15 protein-coding genes are annotated in these 15753 nt (G+C 65.7%); 4 read left to right on the top strand and 11 right to left on the bottom strand.

Annotated features, from left to right (window positions below; genetic code table 11):
* The 3 genes from B3E91_RS01490 to trxA form a co-directional block, all read right to left on the bottom strand.
* Positions 1-668: UbiD family decarboxylase domain-containing protein (locus B3E91_RS01490; protein WP_287028066.1), on the bottom strand; the 668-nt coding region annotated here is incomplete at its 3' end.
* Positions 669-788: 120 nt separating this feature from the next.
* Positions 789-2048: a transcription termination factor Rho gene (rho, locus tag B3E91_RS01485; RefSeq protein WP_287028065.1), complete on the bottom strand. Its 1260-nt coding sequence runs from the start codon at positions 2046-2048 to the stop codon at positions 789-791.
* A 249-nt stretch (positions 2049-2297) separates the two neighbouring features.
* Positions 2298-2624, bottom strand: coding sequence for a thioredoxin TrxA (trxA, locus tag B3E91_RS01480; protein ID WP_273234622.1), 327 nt, complete (start codon positions 2622-2624; stop codon positions 2298-2300).
* A 265-nt stretch (positions 2625-2889) separates the two neighbouring features.
* Here trxA and ppx point away from each other — a divergent pair, with 265 nt between their 5' ends.
* Positions 2890-4392 carry an exopolyphosphatase gene (ppx, locus tag B3E91_RS01475; RefSeq protein ID WP_090224124.1) on the top strand — a complete coding sequence of 501 codons (1503 nt, stop codon included), beginning with the start codon at positions 2890-2892 and terminating at the stop codon, positions 4390-4392.
* Positions 4393-4398: 6 nt separating this feature from the next.
* Here ppx and B3E91_RS01470 read toward each other — a convergent pair whose 3' ends face one another.
* On the bottom strand, positions 4399-4698 hold the full coding sequence (locus B3E91_RS01470; protein WP_273234625.1) for a DUF2218 domain-containing protein: 300 nt from the start codon (positions 4696-4698) through the stop codon (positions 4399-4401).
* Positions 4699-4829: 131 nt separating this feature from the next.
* Positions 4830-7130 (bottom strand): TonB-dependent siderophore receptor, encoded by a 2301-nt coding sequence (locus tag B3E91_RS01465; RefSeq protein ID WP_414708178.1) that lies wholly within the window; start codon positions 7128-7130, stop codon positions 4830-4832.
* Between the two features lie 201 nt (positions 7131-7331).
* Between B3E91_RS01465 and B3E91_RS01460 the strand changes: the two genes are divergently transcribed.
* Positions 7332-8303, top strand: coding sequence for a helix-turn-helix transcriptional regulator (locus B3E91_RS01460; RefSeq protein WP_287028064.1), 972 nt, complete (start codon positions 7332-7334; stop codon positions 8301-8303).
* A 51-nt stretch (positions 8304-8354) separates the two neighbouring features.
* Here the strand turns inward: B3E91_RS01460 and ppk1 are convergent, their stop codons facing one another.
* On the bottom strand, positions 8355-10562 hold the full coding sequence (gene ppk1, locus B3E91_RS01455; RefSeq protein WP_287028063.1) for a polyphosphate kinase 1: 2208 nt from the start codon (positions 10560-10562) through the stop codon (positions 8355-8357).
* 18 nt (positions 10563-10580) lie between these two features.
* Positions 10581-11594: a porphobilinogen synthase gene (hemB, locus tag B3E91_RS01450; RefSeq protein WP_287028062.1), complete on the bottom strand. Its 1014-nt coding sequence runs from the start codon at positions 11592-11594 to the stop codon at positions 10581-10583.
* A gap of 218 nt (positions 11595-11812) precedes the next feature.
* Between hemB and B3E91_RS01445 the strand changes: the two genes are divergently transcribed.
* Both B3E91_RS01445 and elbB read left to right on the top strand, forming a co-directional pair.
* Positions 11813-12367 carry a DedA family protein gene (locus B3E91_RS01445; protein WP_090224137.1) on the top strand — a complete coding sequence of 185 codons (555 nt, stop codon included), beginning with the start codon at positions 11813-11815 and terminating at the stop codon, positions 12365-12367.
* A 117-nt stretch (positions 12368-12484) separates the two neighbouring features.
* Positions 12485-13138: an isoprenoid biosynthesis glyoxalase ElbB gene (gene elbB / locus B3E91_RS01440; RefSeq protein WP_287028061.1), complete on the top strand. Its 654-nt coding sequence runs from the start codon at positions 12485-12487 to the stop codon at positions 13136-13138.
* Positions 13139-13149: 11 nt separating this feature from the next.
* Here the strand turns inward: elbB and B3E91_RS01435 are convergent, their stop codons facing one another.
* From B3E91_RS01435 to B3E91_RS01420, 4 genes are all read right to left on the bottom strand, one after another.
* Complete coding sequence (locus B3E91_RS01435) at positions 13150-13599, bottom strand: YaiI/YqxD family protein (RefSeq protein WP_287028060.1); 450 nt, start codon at positions 13597-13599, stop codon at positions 13150-13152.
* An 11-nt stretch (positions 13600-13610) separates the two neighbouring features.
* Positions 13611-14243 carry a homoserine/homoserine lactone efflux protein gene (gene rhtB / locus B3E91_RS01430; RefSeq protein WP_287028059.1) on the bottom strand — a complete coding sequence of 211 codons (633 nt, stop codon included), beginning with the start codon at positions 14241-14243 and terminating at the stop codon, positions 13611-13613.
* Between the two features lie 16 nt (positions 14244-14259).
* Entirely contained in the window at positions 14260-14841 is a 582-nt protein-coding gene (locus tag B3E91_RS01425) for a mechanosensitive ion channel family protein (protein WP_287028058.1), read from the bottom strand.
* The coding region (locus B3E91_RS01420) for an ATP-binding cassette domain-containing protein (protein ID WP_287028057.1) at positions 14838-15753 on the bottom strand (916 nt) is incomplete at its 5' end. The genes B3E91_RS01425 and B3E91_RS01420, both read right to left, overlap by 4 nt.

Here is a 15753-nt window from a genome sequence, read left to right as displayed (position 1 = left end):
GCCGGGTCCGCGCCCAGGGCCACCGCCACCGGATAGGGTTTGCCGGGAAACTTCTCGCACCACTCGCGGAAATCCAGCGCGCCACCGCGATGGCTGAGCCAGCGCATGATCAGCTTGTTGCGGCCGATGACCTGCTGGCGATAGATGCCGAGGTTCTGCCGCTCCTTGTTCGGCCCTTTGGTGACGGTCAGACCCCAGGTGATCAGCGGGCCGACATCGCCTGGCCAGCAGGTCTGCACCGGCAGCTTGGTCAGGTCGACGTCATCACCCTCCTCGACCACTTCCTGGCACGGCGCGTCCTTCAACACCTTGGGCGCCATGCTCAGCACCTTCTTGAAGATCGGCAGCTTGGACCAGGCGTCCTTCAGGCCCTTCGGCGGCTCGGGCTCCTTGAGGAAGGCCAGCAGCTTGCCGATCTCGCGCAACTCGCCGACGTCTTCGGCGCCCATGCCCAGGGCCACGCGCCTGGGCGTGCCGAACAGGTTGCCGAGCACCGGCATGTCGAAGCCGGTAGGGTTCTCGAACAGCAGCGCCGGCCCCTCGCGCCGCAGGGTGCGGTCGCAGATTTCGGTCATTTCGAGAACCGGGGAAACCGGCACCTGGATGCGCTTGAGTTCGCCGCGCTGTTCCAGGCCGCTGATAAAGTCGCGTAGGTCGCGATACTGCATGGGTGAGCCTCGCTGGAGCGTGCAGGCGGGGGCGCCGAGTTTAGCGCCAACCGCCGGACGCATGAACCTGCAGATGCGCGAAAGCCGGGTTTCCCCGGCTTTCGTCGACCTGCCGAATCCTTACTTGCGCTTCATCGACAAGAAGAATTCATCGTTGGTCTTGGTGTCCTTCAGCTTGTCGAGAAGGAACTCGATGGCGGCGATTTCGTCCATCGGGTGCAGCAGCTTGCGCAGGATCCACATCCGCTGCAGTTCGTCCTCGGCGGTCAGCAACTCTTCGCGGCGGGTGCCGGAGCGGTTGATGTTGATCGCCGGGAACACGCGCTTTTCCGCGATGCGACGGTCCAGGGGCAGCTCCATGTTGCCGGTGCCCTTGAATTCTTCGTAGATCACTTCGTCCATCTTCGAGCCGGTCTCGACCAGCGCGGTGGCGATGATGGTCAGCGAACCGCCTTCCTCGATGTTCCGCGCGGCGCCGAAGAAACGCTTCGGTTTCTCCAGGGCGTGGGCGTCGACACCACCGGTGAGGACCTTGCCGGAGCTCGGGATCACGGTGTTGTAGGCACGCGCCAGACGGGTGATGGAGTCGAGGAGGATGACCACGTCCTTCTTGTGCTCGACCAGGCGCTTGGCCTTCTCGATCACCATTTCGGCGACCTGCACGTGGCGGGTCGGCGGCTCGTCGAAGGTGGAAGCGACCACTTCGCCGCGCACGGTGCGCTGCATCTCGGTCACTTCTTCCGGGCGCTCGTCGATCAGCAGAACGATCAGGTGGCACTCGGGGTTGTTGCGGGTGATGTTCGCCGCGATGTTCTGCAGCATGATCGTCTTGCCGGCCTTCGGCGGCGCCACGATCAGGCCGCGCTGGCCCTTGCCGATCGGTGCGCAGAGGTCGATCACGCGGCCGGTGAGGTCTTCGGTGGAGCCGTTGCCGGCTTCCATGACCAGGCGCTTGGTAGGGAACAGCGGGGTCAGGTTCTCGAAGAGAATCTTGTTCTTCGCGTTCTCCGGCCGATCGTAGTTGATCGAGTCGACCTTGAGCAGCGCGAAGTAGCGTTCACCTTCTTTCGGCGGGCGGATCTTGCCGACGATGGTGTCGCCGGTACGCAGGTTGAAGCGGCGGATCTGGCTCGGCGAGACGTAGATGTCGTCCGGGCCGGCGAGATAGGAAGAGTCCGCGGAGCGCAAAAAGCCGAAACCGTCCTGGAGTATCTCCAACACGCCGTCACCGGAAATTTCCTCACCGCCTTTGGAATGCTTCTTGAGCAGCGAGAAGATCACGTCCTGCTTGCGCGAACGGGCCATGTTCTCGATGCCCATCTGTTCGGCCATTTCCAGCAGTTCGGTAATCGGCTTTTGCTTGAGTTCGGTCAGATTCATAGGAATGACGTAGATACGAAGAATAGGAAGGAAGCATTTAGCTTGGGATGCCGACCGCGCCGGGGGAAGGCGAAGGAATCGCAGTACTGACTGGAGTAGGAGTGCGGCGATGGCGGCTTGCGAAGGGCTGCGTCAGAAAATGCAGCGAGCCGAATGTAACACCGGCTTTGTTCGAGCGTCTAGCTTTTGCGCAGAAAAAAGCCCCGTCGTTTGCGGGGCCTTTAATTCGCCGTCTGCAGCGCAGCGGCGTCAGATGTTGGCGTCGAGGAATGCCGCCAGTTGCGACTTGGACAGCGCGCCAACCTTGGTCGCCTCGACGTTGCCGTTCTTGAACAGCATCAGGGTCGGGATGCCGCGCACGCCGTACTTCGGCGGGGTGTCCTGGTTCTCGTCGATGTTCAGCTTGCAGATCTTCAGCTTGCCCTGGTAGGTCTGGGCGATCTCGTCGAGTACCGGCGCGATCATCTTGCACGGGCCACACCACTCGGCCCAATAGTCGACCAGAACCGGACCGTCGGCTTGCAGCACGTCTTGTTCAAAGCTGGAATCGCTGACGTGGGTAATGAACTCGCTCATGGAAGTCTCCGTGGTCAGAATCGAAATTGGCGGCCATCATAGCCCGCTTGCCTACGGATCGAAAGCCGCGGGCGATTGAGCTTTGCTATCGCGACCAAGGCAAATCCTATCGACGGCAGCGGCGCAACCTTTGCCCGCGCATGCCTGTCCCAACCGATGCCGACCTGATTCACCCGCGCGCCGTGATCGGCAGCCCACGGGCGCCGAATTGGCGAAGTCGCCCTATCGTGGCAGGATGGCGCGGTTCTAACTCGAGACGCTAAGCATGCCGTCAGCTCCTGCCAAACATTTCCCTTTGATCGCCGCCATCGACCTGGGCTCGAACAGCTTCCACATGGTCCTGGCCAAGGCCGATCGCGGTGAAATCCGCATTCTCGAGCGCATCGGCGACAAGGTTCAGCTGGCCGCCGGTATCGACGAGAATCGCCAGCTCAGCGCCGAAGCCATGCAGCGCGGGCTCGATTGCCTGCGCCTGTTCGCACAGATGATCAATGGCCTGCCGCAGGGCGCGGTGCGCATCGTCGGCACCAACGCGCTGCGCGAAGCACGCAACCGGGGCGACTTCATCCGCCAGGCCGAAGCCATCCTCGGGCATCCGGTGGACGTGATTTCAGGCCGCGAAGAAGCCCGCCTCATCTATCTGGGCGTGTCGCAGACCTCTCCCGACGTGCCGGGCAAACGGCTGGTCGTCGACATAGGCGGCGGCAGCACCGAATTCATCATCGGCCAGCGCTTCGAACCACTCCTGCGGGAAAGCCTGCAGATGGGCTGCGTCAGTTTCACCCAGCGCTATTTCCGCGACGGCAAGATCACCTCGGCGCGTTACGCTCAGGCCTACACTGCGGCGCGCCTGGAACTGATGGGCATCGAACATGCGCTGCGCCGCCTCGGCTGGCAGGAAGCGCTCGGCGCCTCCGGCACCATCCGCGCGGTTGGCCTGGCGATTCGCGGCGAGGGCAACGGCAACGGCGAGGTCAACCCGCAGGGCCTGAAACTGCTGAAGATCCGCCTGCTCAAGCTGGGCGATGTCGAGCGCATCGACCTCGACGGCGTGAAGCCCGACCGTCGGGCGATCTTCCCGGCGGGCGTGGCGATCCTCGAGGCGATCTACGACGCCCTCGAGCTGGACCAGATGCTGCACTCCGAGGGCGCGCTGCGCGAGGGCGTGCTCTACGACCTGATTGGCCGCCAGCACCACGAGGATGTCCGCGAGCGCACCCTCGGATCGCTGATGGAGCGCTACCACGTCGACCTGGAACAGGCCGCGCGGGTCGAAGCCAAGGCCCTGTCGGCCTACGAGCAGGTCGCCGACGCCTGGGACCTGCGCGACGAGGCCTGGAAGGAACTGCTGACCTGGGCCGCGCGGGTCCACGAGATCGGCCTGGACATCGCCCACTACCATTACCACAAGCACGGCGCCTACCTCATCGAGCACTCCGACCTGGCCGGCTTCTCGCGCCAGGATCAGCAGATGCTCGCCCTGCTGGTGCGCGGCCACCGCCGCAACATCCCGCGCGACAAGTACGTGGAGTTCACCGCCGACTCCGACAAGCTGGTGCGGCTGTGCATCCTGCTGCGCTTCGCGATCCTCTTCCACCACATCCGCGGCACCCAGGAAATGCCCAAGGTCCAGCTCAAGGCCGGACGGCGCAGCCTGGAAATGGTCTTCCCGGACGGCTGGCTGGAGAACAACCCGCTGACCCAGGCCGACTTCGCCCAGGAAGCCGAATGGCTGGCGCGGGTCGGCTATCAGCTCAAGGCGCGCTGAGCCGGCTCACATCTGCGGGTTCGCCCCGTCCTGCCACTCGACCGTCAGGCGTTCATCGCGCGAGAAGCGCAGCAGGTGGTCGGCGAGCACGAACTGCAGGCGCGCCAGCGCCTCGCCGGGTTCGGCCTGGCAGTCCAGCAGCAGCGCGTCCGCCTCGGCGCGCATGCGGCACAGGCCGAAGGGAAACGCCGCGTTCGCCTCGCGCTCGTCATAGTCCACGCTGACCTTGTGGCGGAAGTGCTTGCACAGCCGGGTCATGTTGCGCGACGCCTGTGCGGTCGGCACCCGGGCATGGAAGTGGTTCATCGCTTGTTCCTCGTCGGTCGACCGCAGGCCGCGCCGCGCGCGCGGCGGCGGTTCTCATCAGCGGTTCACGGTTGGTCTGGCAGGACGAAGCACGGCGACCCTGCGGCGCCGCGCTTCGGGACTCACGCCCCTCAGAAGGACGTGCTGACGCTGGTGTAGAACGTCCGCCCAGGTTCGTTGTAGGTGTAGGCGCCGGCACCGAATATCTGGTTCGGCGCGGTCCCTGTGGTTTGCGAGTTGCCCTCGCGGTAGAGGCGCTTGTCGAACAGGTTCGATACGCCTGCGGTGACGCTCAGCTTCTCGCTGAACGCATAGGTGCTGCTGAGCCCGGCGATGGCGTAGGGCGAGATTTCCCGGGCCTCGCTGCCCGAGACCGCAACGCCCTGGTAGTTGTACTTCTTAGGCTGCTGCTTGCCGTAGTACACGACGGTGGCCTGCAGCGAGAGCTGCTCGGTCGCCTGCCAGTCGAGCATGGAGTTGAGGGTGTACTTCGGGATGATCGACAGGCGATCGCCGGTGTCCTCGTTCTTCGACTGCAGCATGTAGGTGAAATTGTTGTTCCAGGTGACGGACTCGCTCAGCGGCAGGTTCAGCGTACCTTCGATGCCCTCGACCAGCGCCTTGTCGACGTTGTCCCACTGGAACACCCGGCGGCCGGTGGAGGAATAGGCGACCGGGCTGGTGCCCGCTTCGATCTTGTTGCGGTAATCGTTGCGGAAGTAGGTGACGCCGGCCGTGATGCCGCCCTCGTTGAACTCGACGCCCAGTTCCTTGTTGATGCTGGTTTCGGCCTCGAGGTTCTTGTTGCCGACCAGATAGCAGCCGGCGCTGGCGCCGCTTCCGGCGCCGCCCCAGCACCCCTGGCCGGCGCTGTAGAGCAGGTAGTTTGGGTTGGTCTGGTAAAGGTTGGGCGCCTTGTAGGCGCGCGCGATACCGGCCTTGAGGCTCAAGGCGTCGGTCAATGCATGCGACAGGTTCAGCGCCGGGCTCCAGTTGCTGCCGGACTCGCTGTGATGGTCGAAGCGCAGGCCCGGCGTCAGGGTCGTGCCCGGACGCAACTCGATGTTGTCGTCGAAGAACACCGAAGCCAGGCGCGCCGACGTCTTGCTGCCGCGATTGGTGGCATCGATCCCCGGAAGGGTGTTGTTGCCGAACTGCGGCAGCGAGAAGTTCAGCGAGTTCGAGCTGCTGTCGTCCAGGCGCTGGTCCTGCCATTCCACGCCGATCGTCGCGACCTGCGGCATGGCGGTTTCCCACGGCAGGCTGACTTCGCTGTGGGCGGTGGTGGTCTTCAGCTCGGCGGTGCTCACGCCGACTGGGCCGAGGGCGCCGTTCGGGTTGAAGATTCCCTCGATACCGCCGGCGAGCCCCTCGCCAAGGCGGCGGTTACGCGTGCGCTCGTACTGCAGGTAGCTCATCGTCGAGCCGAAATCGAACTCGCCTTCGTGCGTCAGCGCATAGCTCTGGCGGTACAGGGTATTGGTTTCATGTCCCAACATCTGCTGCACCAGGGCGTTGGTGTTGGTGTTCTGGGTGTCGCCGGTGTACAGGTTGCCCTGGCGGTTGAAGCCGGCTTCCAGCTTCAGCTTCTGCCCGTCGGCGAAGCGCCAGTCCAGCTGTCCGTTCAGGTCCCGATTGCGCACCCCTTCGCGGCCAGCCGGCAGGCTGGCGGCGTTGGTTCCGGTGCGCGGCGATTGATGCCCGGCGTTGATGTCCGCGTCGTCCATGTCGGTCTTCGCCACGTTGCCGTAGAACCGGTAGGAAAGGTTTTCGGTGAGCGGCCCGTCGAGGGAGAAGTTGATGCGCTTGCTGGCGCCCTCTTCCTTGTGGGCGGGAAAGCTCATGTACGCGGTCGCGTTGCCGTGCATTTCCTCGGTCGGCGGCTTGGTGATGATGTTCACCACACCGCCCGCCGCGCCCGAGCCGTAGCGCGCCGCCGCGGGACCACGCAGCACCTCGATGCGTTCGATCTGTTCGGCCGGTACCCAGTTGGTATCGCCGCGACTGTCGCGCTCGCCACGCCAGCCCATGCGCACCGAGTTGCGCGAACTCACCGGCTTGCCGTCCACCAGGATCAGGGTGTTCTCCGGGCCCATGCCGCGGATGTCGATCTGCCGGTTGTTGCCACGCTGACCGCTGGTGGAGTTACCGGTCAGGTTGACGCCCGGCATCCGGCGGATGATTTCCGAAAGGTCGTTGGCCGGCGGCGACTTCCTGATGTCTTCGGCGGTGATCACCGAAACGCCCGGTGCCTGCTTGAGCTCTTCGGCGGCGGTGCCGAGGACCTTGCCTTCCTCCAGCTGGATGGCCGAGCTCGCGGCGGAGCTGTCGGTGTCCATGTCGGCCGCGTGGGCCAGTCCGGTGCTGGCGGCCAACAACGCGACGACCAGGCGGCGACGGATGAAGATGGGCGGTTTTGCGACTGTTGCCACGGTGAACTCCCCGAACGGGCGCGAAATCCGCACCCAATCAAATGATAACGATTTGCATCAACTGATGTCGGGCGGTAGTCTTCCACAGCGCTACCCGCAAAAGGTTTGCGCAAACGAGCAAAAGGTTTGCGCCATCCACTCTCCTGCTCGAAGTCGTTTTCCCGGAGCCGGCCTGCCGCCGACTCGTCGCAAGGAGCCTCCATGTGCAGCCCCGAATCCTTCGTCGGCCGTTCCAATCTGCTGAATTCGGAAACCCGGCTGCGCTTCCTGCGCAACGAGTCGGCGGACGAGGAGCGCCTGTTCCAGGGCCAGGTACGCTGGCACAACCTGCGTACCGGGTTGTCGCTGCATTGTTCCGACTGCCATGAGCTGCAGGATTTCTGCACCGAGGTGGAAGTCCTGCCACGCCTGAGCTTTGCCCTCTTCCTCGAAGGGCACAGCGACGTGCGCTACGGCGACAAGGCGCTGCGCATCGGCAGCAGGCTCGGTGCGCCGCCGGAAGGCCTGGCGATCGCCCTCGCCGAACCCGCGCTGTTCAGCCGCGAGGCGAAGCGCGGCGCGCATGTCCGCAAGCTGGTGGTGAGCCTGGCGCCGGAGTGGTTCGAGTCCGGCGGGCTCGACGAGCACGCCGGCTACGCGCAGATCGTCGGCTTCAAGCGCCAGCACCTCGAGGTGCGCCACTGGCAGCCGTCGGCGCGGCTGCTGGCGCTGGCCGAACAGATGCTCTGCCCGCCCGGCTACAGCCCGATGCTGCAGAACCTCTACCTGGAAAGTCGCGCACTGGAGATCGCCGGCGAGGCGCTGACCACGATCACCCACGAGGCGACGCTGCCGGCCGGCAGCCTGCGTCCGCACGAACACCGGCGGCTGTTGCGGGTGGTGGAGCTGCTCGACAGCGGCGCCGCCGATGGCTGGTCGCTGGAACGGATCGCGCGGGAAGCCGGCGTCAATACCAGCACCCTGCAGCGCCAGTTCCGCCTGCACAAAGGGACCACCGTCTTCGAGTACCAGCGCGCGCGCAAGCTGCTGGAGGCCCGCGAAGCACTGGAAAGGCAAGGCGCCAACGTGGCCCAGGCGGCCTGGATCGCCGGCTACAACAGCGCGACGAACTTCGCCACGGCGTTCAAGCGTCAGTTCGGGCTGACGCCGAAGCAGGTTCGCGGGCGCATCTGAAGGGATTCGCCCGGGTGTCCGGGCGAGTGGCGGCAAACCCTGGCGCGTTGCTCAGCGCGCGGTCACCGAATTCGTCAGCCGATCGAACAGCGTGGCCTGTGCGTTGCGTGAGTTCTGGTTGCCGGTCGGGCTGCAGCGCACGTAGCTGCCGTCCGACTGCAGCGCCCAGGCCTGGGAGTTGTCGGTCAGGTACGACTCCAGTTCCTTCTTCACCCGCGTGATCAGCTTCTTGCCCTCCACCGGGAAGCAGGTCTCGATGCGCTTGTCGAGGTTGCGCTCCATCCAGTCGGCGCTGGAGAGGAAGATCTTCTCGTCGCCGCCGTTGAGGAAGTAGTAGATGCGGCTGTGTTCGAGGAACCGGCCGATGATGGAGCGCACCTGGATGTTGTGCGAAACGCCCGGCACACCCGGACGCAGGCAGCACATGCCGCGCACCACCAGGTCGATCTTCACGCCCGCCTGGCTGGCCTTGTACAGGGCGCGGATGATCTTCGGATCGGTCAGCGAGTTGACCTTGGCCATGATCTGCGCCGGACGCCCTTCGCTGGCGGCGACGCCCTCGCGGTTGATCATCTCCAGTAGGTTCTTCTTCAGGGTGAACGGCGCATGTAGCAGTTTCTTCATGCGCAGCGTCTTGCCCATGCCGATCAACTGGTTGAACAGCTTGTGCAGGTCCTCGCAGAGCGCCACGTCGGCGGTCAGCAGGCTGTAGTCGGTGTACAGCTTGGCATTGCCGGCGTGGTAGTTGCCGGTGCCGAGGTGCGCGTAGCGGCGCAGCTCGCCGTTCTCGCGCCGCAGGATCAGCATCATCTTGGCGTGGGTCTTGAAGCCGACCACACCGTAGATCACCACTGCGCCGGCGGCCTGCAGGCGGCTCGCCAGTTGCAGGTTGGATTCCTCGTCGAAGCGCGCGCGCAGCTCGATCACCGCGGTGACCTCCTTGCCGTTGCGCGCGGCATCGACCAGCGCATCGACGATCTCCGAGTTGGCCCCGGAACGGTACAGCGTCTGCTTGATCGCCAGCACGCTGGGGTCCTTGGCGGCCTGGCGCAGCAGGTCGATCACCGGGGTGAAGGATTCGAACGGGTGCATCAGCAGGTAGTCGAGCTTGCCGACCACGTTGAACAGGTTGTCGCGGTTCTGCAGCTGCTTGGGAATCAGCGGCGTGAACGGCGCGTACTGCAGCTCGGGATGGCTGTCGAGGCCGGTGATGCTGAACAGGCGGGTCAGGTTGACCGGCCCGTTGACCTTGTACAGCTCGCTTTCGGACAGGCCGAACTGCTTGAGCAGGTAGTCGGTGAGCGGCTTCGGACAGCTTTCCACCACCTCGACGCGCACGGCATCGCCGTAGCGCCGCGAGAACAGTTCGCCGCGCAGCGCACGCGCCAGATCCTCGACGTCCTCGGCATCGACCGACAGATCGGCGTTACGCGTCAGGCGGAACTGGTAGCAGCCCTTGACCTTCATGCCGTGGAACAGCTCGTCGGCATGCGCGTGGATCATCGAGGAGAGGAACACGAAGTTGTCGCCGGCCCCGCCGACGTCCTCGGGCACGCGGATCACCCGCGGCAGCAGGCGCGGCGCCGGAATGATGGCCAGGCCGGAGTCGCGGCCGAAGGCGTCCATCCCCTCCAGCTCGACGACGAAGTTCAGGCTCTTGTTCACCAGCAGCGGGAACGGGTGCGTCGGGTCGAGGCCGATCGGCGTGATGATCGGCGCGATCTCGTCGCGGAAATAGCGACGGACCCAGGCCTTCAGCTTCGGCGTCCAGTAGCGGCGACGGATGAAGTTGACGTTGTGCTTGGCCAGTTCCGGCAGAAGGATGTCGTTGAGGATCGCGTACTGGCGGTTGACCTGCTCATGCACCAGGTCGGCGATCCGCGCCAGCGCCTGGTGCGGCTGCAGGCCATCGGCGCCGGCCTGCTCGCGGGCGAAGGTGATCTGCTTCTTCAGCCCGGCGACGCGGATTTCGAAGAACTCGTCGAGGTTGCTGGAAAAGATCAGCAGGAACTTCAGCCGTTCCAGCAGCGGCTGGGACTCGTCCAGCGCCTGCTCCAGCACGCGGATGTTGAACTGCAGCTGCGACAACTCGCGGTGGATGTACAGGCTGCTGTCGTCGACCCCCGGAACCGGCGCGGCCGGCTCGGCGGGGGCCACCTCGGGCAGCGCCTCCACGGGCGGGGTTTGCGGCGTCTCGGCGATGGCCAGGGCCGGCACCTCGTCGAGCGGGGTTTCAGTGAGTCCTTCGCTGCTGTTCATCGAGTCTCCTGCGTGATCTCAATGCCCTTGCTTGAGGGCCTTGGCCGCGTGTCTGGCGAAATAGGTGAGGATGCCGTCGGCACCGGCGCGCTTGAAGGCGATCAGCGATTCCATGATCACCGCCTCGGACAGCCAGCCGTTCTGGATGGCCGCCATGTGCATCGCGTACTCGCCGCTGACCTGATAGACAAAGGTCGGCACGCGGAATTCGTCCTTCACCCGGCGCAATACGTCGAGGTAGGGCAAGCCCGGCTTGACCATGACCATGTCGGCGCCTTCGGCGAGGTCGAGGGCGACTTCGTGCAGCGCCTCGTCACCGTTGGCCGGGTCCATCTGGTAGTTGTACTTGTTGCCCGAGCCGAGATTGCCGGACGAGCCGATGGCGTCACGGAACGGGCCGTAGTAGGCACTGGCGTACTTGGCCGAGTAGGCCATGATCCGCACGTTCGGATGCTCGGCCACCTCCAGCGCCTCGCGCATCGCCTGGATGCGCCCGTCCATCATGTCCGACGGCGAGACGATGTGCGCGCCGGCCTCGGCGTGGGACAGGGTCTGCTTGACCAGCGCGTCGATGGTGATGTCGTTCTGCACGTAGCCGTCGGCGTCGATGATGCCGTCCTGGCCGTGCGTGGTGTACGGGTCGAGCGCCACGTCGGTCATCACGCCCAGCTCGGGGAAGCGCTTGCGCAGCGCGCGGATCGCCCGCTGCACCAAGCCATCGGGATTCCAGGCTTCGGCGGCGTCGAGGGATTTGCGCTCGACCGGGATGAACGGGAACAGGTCGATCAAGGGAATCCCCAGCTCGACCAGCTCTTCGGCGTCGATCAGCAACTGGTCGATCGACAGCCGCTCGACGCCGGGCATCGAGGCGACCGGCTCGCGGCGGTTCTCGCCATCGAGGATGAACACCGGGAGGATCAGGTCATCCACGCTCAACTGGTTCTCCCGCACCAGACGACGGGAAAACTCGTCGCGGCGGTTGCGCCGCAGGCGGGTGGCAGGGAACAGGCGATTGGCGGGGGTAAAACTCACGGCGGACTCCAGACCCGCACGAGCGGGCACAGTGTGACGGTTATAGGCCGTCATTATGACCCTTTGATGACGGCAGGTGCCGCAAAGGCACTCAAGCGAACATTGTCACCAGCCCCGCGCGATCCGTCGAGCGACCGGGCGCATTGATCCGCGTGCTTTTCCGTGCGGCCGCGATAGGAGTAGGCTGCGCCCTACCTTTTCCCGGCTTAACCCCCGCCATGCTCGAACACCTGCTGGAGAATTTCGGCTACATCGCCCTGTTCCTGGGTACCTTCTTCGAGGGCGAGACGATCCTGGTGGTAGCCGGTTTCCTGGCCTTTCGCGGCTACCTCAACGTGCAACTGGTGGTGCTCACCGCCTTCCTCGGCAGCTACGCCGGCGACCAACTGTGGTTCTACCTGGGTCGCCGCCACGGCCGCGCGATCCTGCAACGTCGTCCGCGCTGGCAGGTGCTGGGCGACAGGGCACTGACCTACTTCCGCCGCCATCCCGACCTCTGGGTGCTGGGTTTCCGCTTCGTCTACGGCCTGCGCACGGTCATGCCGGTGGCGATCGGCCTGTCCGGTTATTCACCCGGACGCTACCTGCTGCTCAACGCCCTCGGCGCGCTGGTCTGGGCCACCGTACTGACCGTGGCCGCCTATCACTTCGGTGCCGCCCTCGAAGGGCTGCTCGGCAACCTGCGCCGCTACGAGCTCTACGTGCTTGGCGCGCTGCTGCTCGGCGGCGTCCTGCTGTGGCTGCGCCGCCTGCACCTGGCGCGTCGCGGCTGAGCCTCGCCCCGCCGCATCGCGCCGGTGGCTGAACCGCCGCACAATCGTGACATCCATATGAATGACGGCCCTGCAGCTAGCGGCGCCGAAGCGTTCCACCTGCCCAGGAGAATGGCGATGAGCAAGAAAGTAGCGGTGATCCTTTCCGGTTGCGGCGTCTATGACGGCGCGGAAATCCACGAAAGCGTGCTCACCCTGCTGCGCCTCGACCAGCGTGGTGCGCAGGTGCAGTGCTTCGCGCCGAACATCGCCCAGTTGCAGGTCGTCGACCACCTCAGCGGCGACGAGGTGTCCGAGACGCGCAACGTGCTGGTCGAGTCGGCGCGCATCGCCCGCGGCCAGGTCAAGGATCTGCGCGAAGCCAAGGCCGACGCGTTCGACGCGCTGATCGTGCCCGGCGGTTTCGGCGCGGCGAAGAACCTCTGCGATTTCGCCGTCAGCGGCGCCAACATGAGCGTGCAGCCCGACGTGCTGGCGCTGGCCCAGGCCTTCGCCGCCGCGGAAAAGCCCATCGGGCTGATGTGCATCGCGCCGTCGATGGCGGCGAAGATCTTCGGCGAAGGCGTCACCTGCACCATCGGCAAGGACGCCGACACGGCGGCGGCGCTGGCCCAGATGGGCGCGCGGCACGAGGAGTGCGAGGTGGACAACATCGTCGTCGACCCCGAGCACAAGCTGGTGACCACGCCGGCCTACATGCTCGCCCAGTCCATCGCGGAAGCGGCCGCCGGGATCAACAAGCTGGTGGACCAGGTCCTGGAAATGGCCTGAGAAGCCGGCGCCTAACGCATCAACTGCACGAGCAGCCGGTCCAGCGTATTGGCGAAGGCCTGCCGATCACGCTCCGAATAGGCTGCCGGACCGCCGCCAGCCTGGCCCTGCTCGCGCAGGTCGGTGAACAGGTTGCGCACCGCCAGGCGTTCGCCCATGTTGTGCTCGTCGAACACCTTGCCGCGTGGATCGAGCGCCAGCACGCCCTTCTTCACCAGCCGGTCGGCCAGCGGCACGTCGCTGCAGATCACCAGATCGCCGGGCTCGGCGTGCTCCACCAGGTAATCGTCGGCAGCATCCGGGCCGCTCGGCACCACGATCAGTTGCACCAACGCGAAGGCCGGTTTGATCTGCGCCTGGCCCGCTACCAGCAGCACCTGGAAGCGCCGCTTGAGGGCGAACTTGACCACCTGTTCCTTGGCCGCCTTGGGGCAGGCGTCGGCGTCGATCCAGACGCGCACCGACGTTTCGCTCACACCACGGCCCGGCGCACCGTTGCCAGCAACCCGGCGGCGCCGACGAACAGCACGGCGAAACTGCGGTTCATCAGGCGCTGCTGGCGCGGCGTGCGCAGCAGGCGCAGAACCCGCGAAGCGAGGCCGGTGTAGCCGGCCATGACGATCAGGTCGACGACGATCATGGTCGCGCCGAGCACCAGGTACTGCCCCATCAGCGGCTGCGCCGGATCGATGAACTGCGGCAGCACCGCGAGCATGAAGACGATCGCCTTGGGGTTGCTGGCGTTCACCAGGAAGCCGCGCAGGACCAGGCTCAGCGGCCGGCCGATGGGGCGTGCGGCAGCGGCATCCGGCAGGTCGGCGGGCAGCGCGCGCCATTGCTTGATCGCCAGCCACACCAGGTAGACGACGCCGAACCACTTGATCAGGGCGAAGGCCAGCGCCGAGGTGGCCAGCACCGCGCCGACACCGGCGGCGACGATGGCGATCTGCAGCGCCAGGCCGATCTGCAGCCCCAGCGCATTCCAGTAGCCGCGCCAGAATCCGTACTGCAGGCCCGCCGACATCGAGGCGATGGCTCCGGCGCCGGGGGACAGGCTGATGACCCAACAGGCCACCAGGAACGCAAGCCAGGTATGCAGTGCCATGGGATTTACCTTCCGATCATTCGTCGCGGTTGGAGAACAGAGTGAAGGGTTCGGAGCCGCGCCAGCGGCGCACCGACTTCTGGAAGAACTGCGTGTTGGGGATCTGCACCGAGCAGGTGTTGCCGTGCTCGTCGACTTCTTCCAGGGTGGTGAAGAGCAGGTTGATCAAGGCGACGCGACCCTTGATGCCGGGCTTGTCCGAGGCGTCCAGCACCTCGACCACGTCGCCGAGGCGGAACGGCCCGACGGTGAAGATCAGCACCGCGCAGAACAGGTTGGAGAGCACGCTCCAGATCGCGAAGAAGGCCACGGCGGCCACCGCGATGAAGCCCGACACCGCTGTCCAGAGCACGGTCACCGAGACGCCGAGGCGCTCGAGCACCATGATGAAGGCGCTGCCCATGATGAACCAGCGCAAGCCACCGCGCAGCGGCAGCAGCAGTTCCACCGGCAGCTGGTAGCGCTCGCCGAGGCGCGTCAGCCCCCGCCATACCAGGCGCTGGAGGATGTAGGCGACCAGCACGATGAGCAGGATCTTCAGCCCCTCGAACACCGGCTGCAGCCAGCTCTGCTGCAGGAGCAGGTAGACCTCGTTCACGATGCCGCCTCCAGTTCGCGCTGCAGGCCTTCGAGGACCTCCAGCGCCTCCAGCCAGTGCTCCTCCAGCTCGCTCTCACGCACCTTGAGGCTCGTCTGGCTGGCCAGCAGATCGCGCAGCTCGTCCTTGCGTCCCGCCTCGTAGAGCGCCGCGTCGCCGAGCCGGGTCTCCAGCGCGGCGAGCTTCTCCTGCACCTCGCCGAGCTGCTTCTCCAGTTTGTCGGCCTCGCGCTTGTGCGGCGCCAGTTGCTGACGCAACGCCGCGGCGGCCTGCCGCTGGGCGCGCTTGTCGGTCTTGTCCGCGCCGCTGGCAACCGCCACCGGTTGCTGCCGCGCGCGGTAGTCCAGCAGCCAGCGGGCGTAATCCTCGAGGTCGCCGTCGAAGGCCTGCACGCGCCCATCGGCGACCAGCAGGAATTCGTCGGTGGTGCTCTTGAGCAGGTGCCGGTCGTGGCTGACCACCAGCACGGCGCCCTCGAAATCCTGCAGCGCCATGGTCAGCGCGAGGCGCATCTCCAGGTCGAGGTGGTTGGTCGGTTCGTCGAGCAGCAGCAGGTTCGGCTTGCCCCAGGCGATCAACGCCAGCGCCAGGCGGGCCTTTTCGCCACCGGAGAAATTCAGCACTGGCTCGTCGCAGCGCGGGCCACGGAAGTCGAAGCCACCGAGGAAATCGCGCAGGGTCTGCTCGCGCTCGCCGGGGGCGATGCGCTGCAAGTGCAGCAACGGGCTGGCCTTGTCGTCGAGGGCATCCAGCTGATGCTGGGCGAAGTAGCCGATGACCAGGTTCTCGCCGCGGGTCAGGCGCCCGCCGAGCGGCTGGATCTCGTCGGCCAGGGTCTTGATCAGGGTCGACTTGCCGGCGCCGTTCGGCCCGAGCAGACCGATCCTCGCGCCCGGCACCAGTTGCAGCTTG

It is taken from the genome of Pseudomonas sp. UBA6310 (assembly GCF_002438225.1).
GTDB lineage: Bacteria > Pseudomonadota > Gammaproteobacteria > Pseudomonadales > Pseudomonadaceae > Pseudomonas_O > Pseudomonas_O kuykendallii.
Note: the sequence above shows the minus strand (reverse complement) of the source record. Positions and strands in the feature narration are given on the sequence as shown.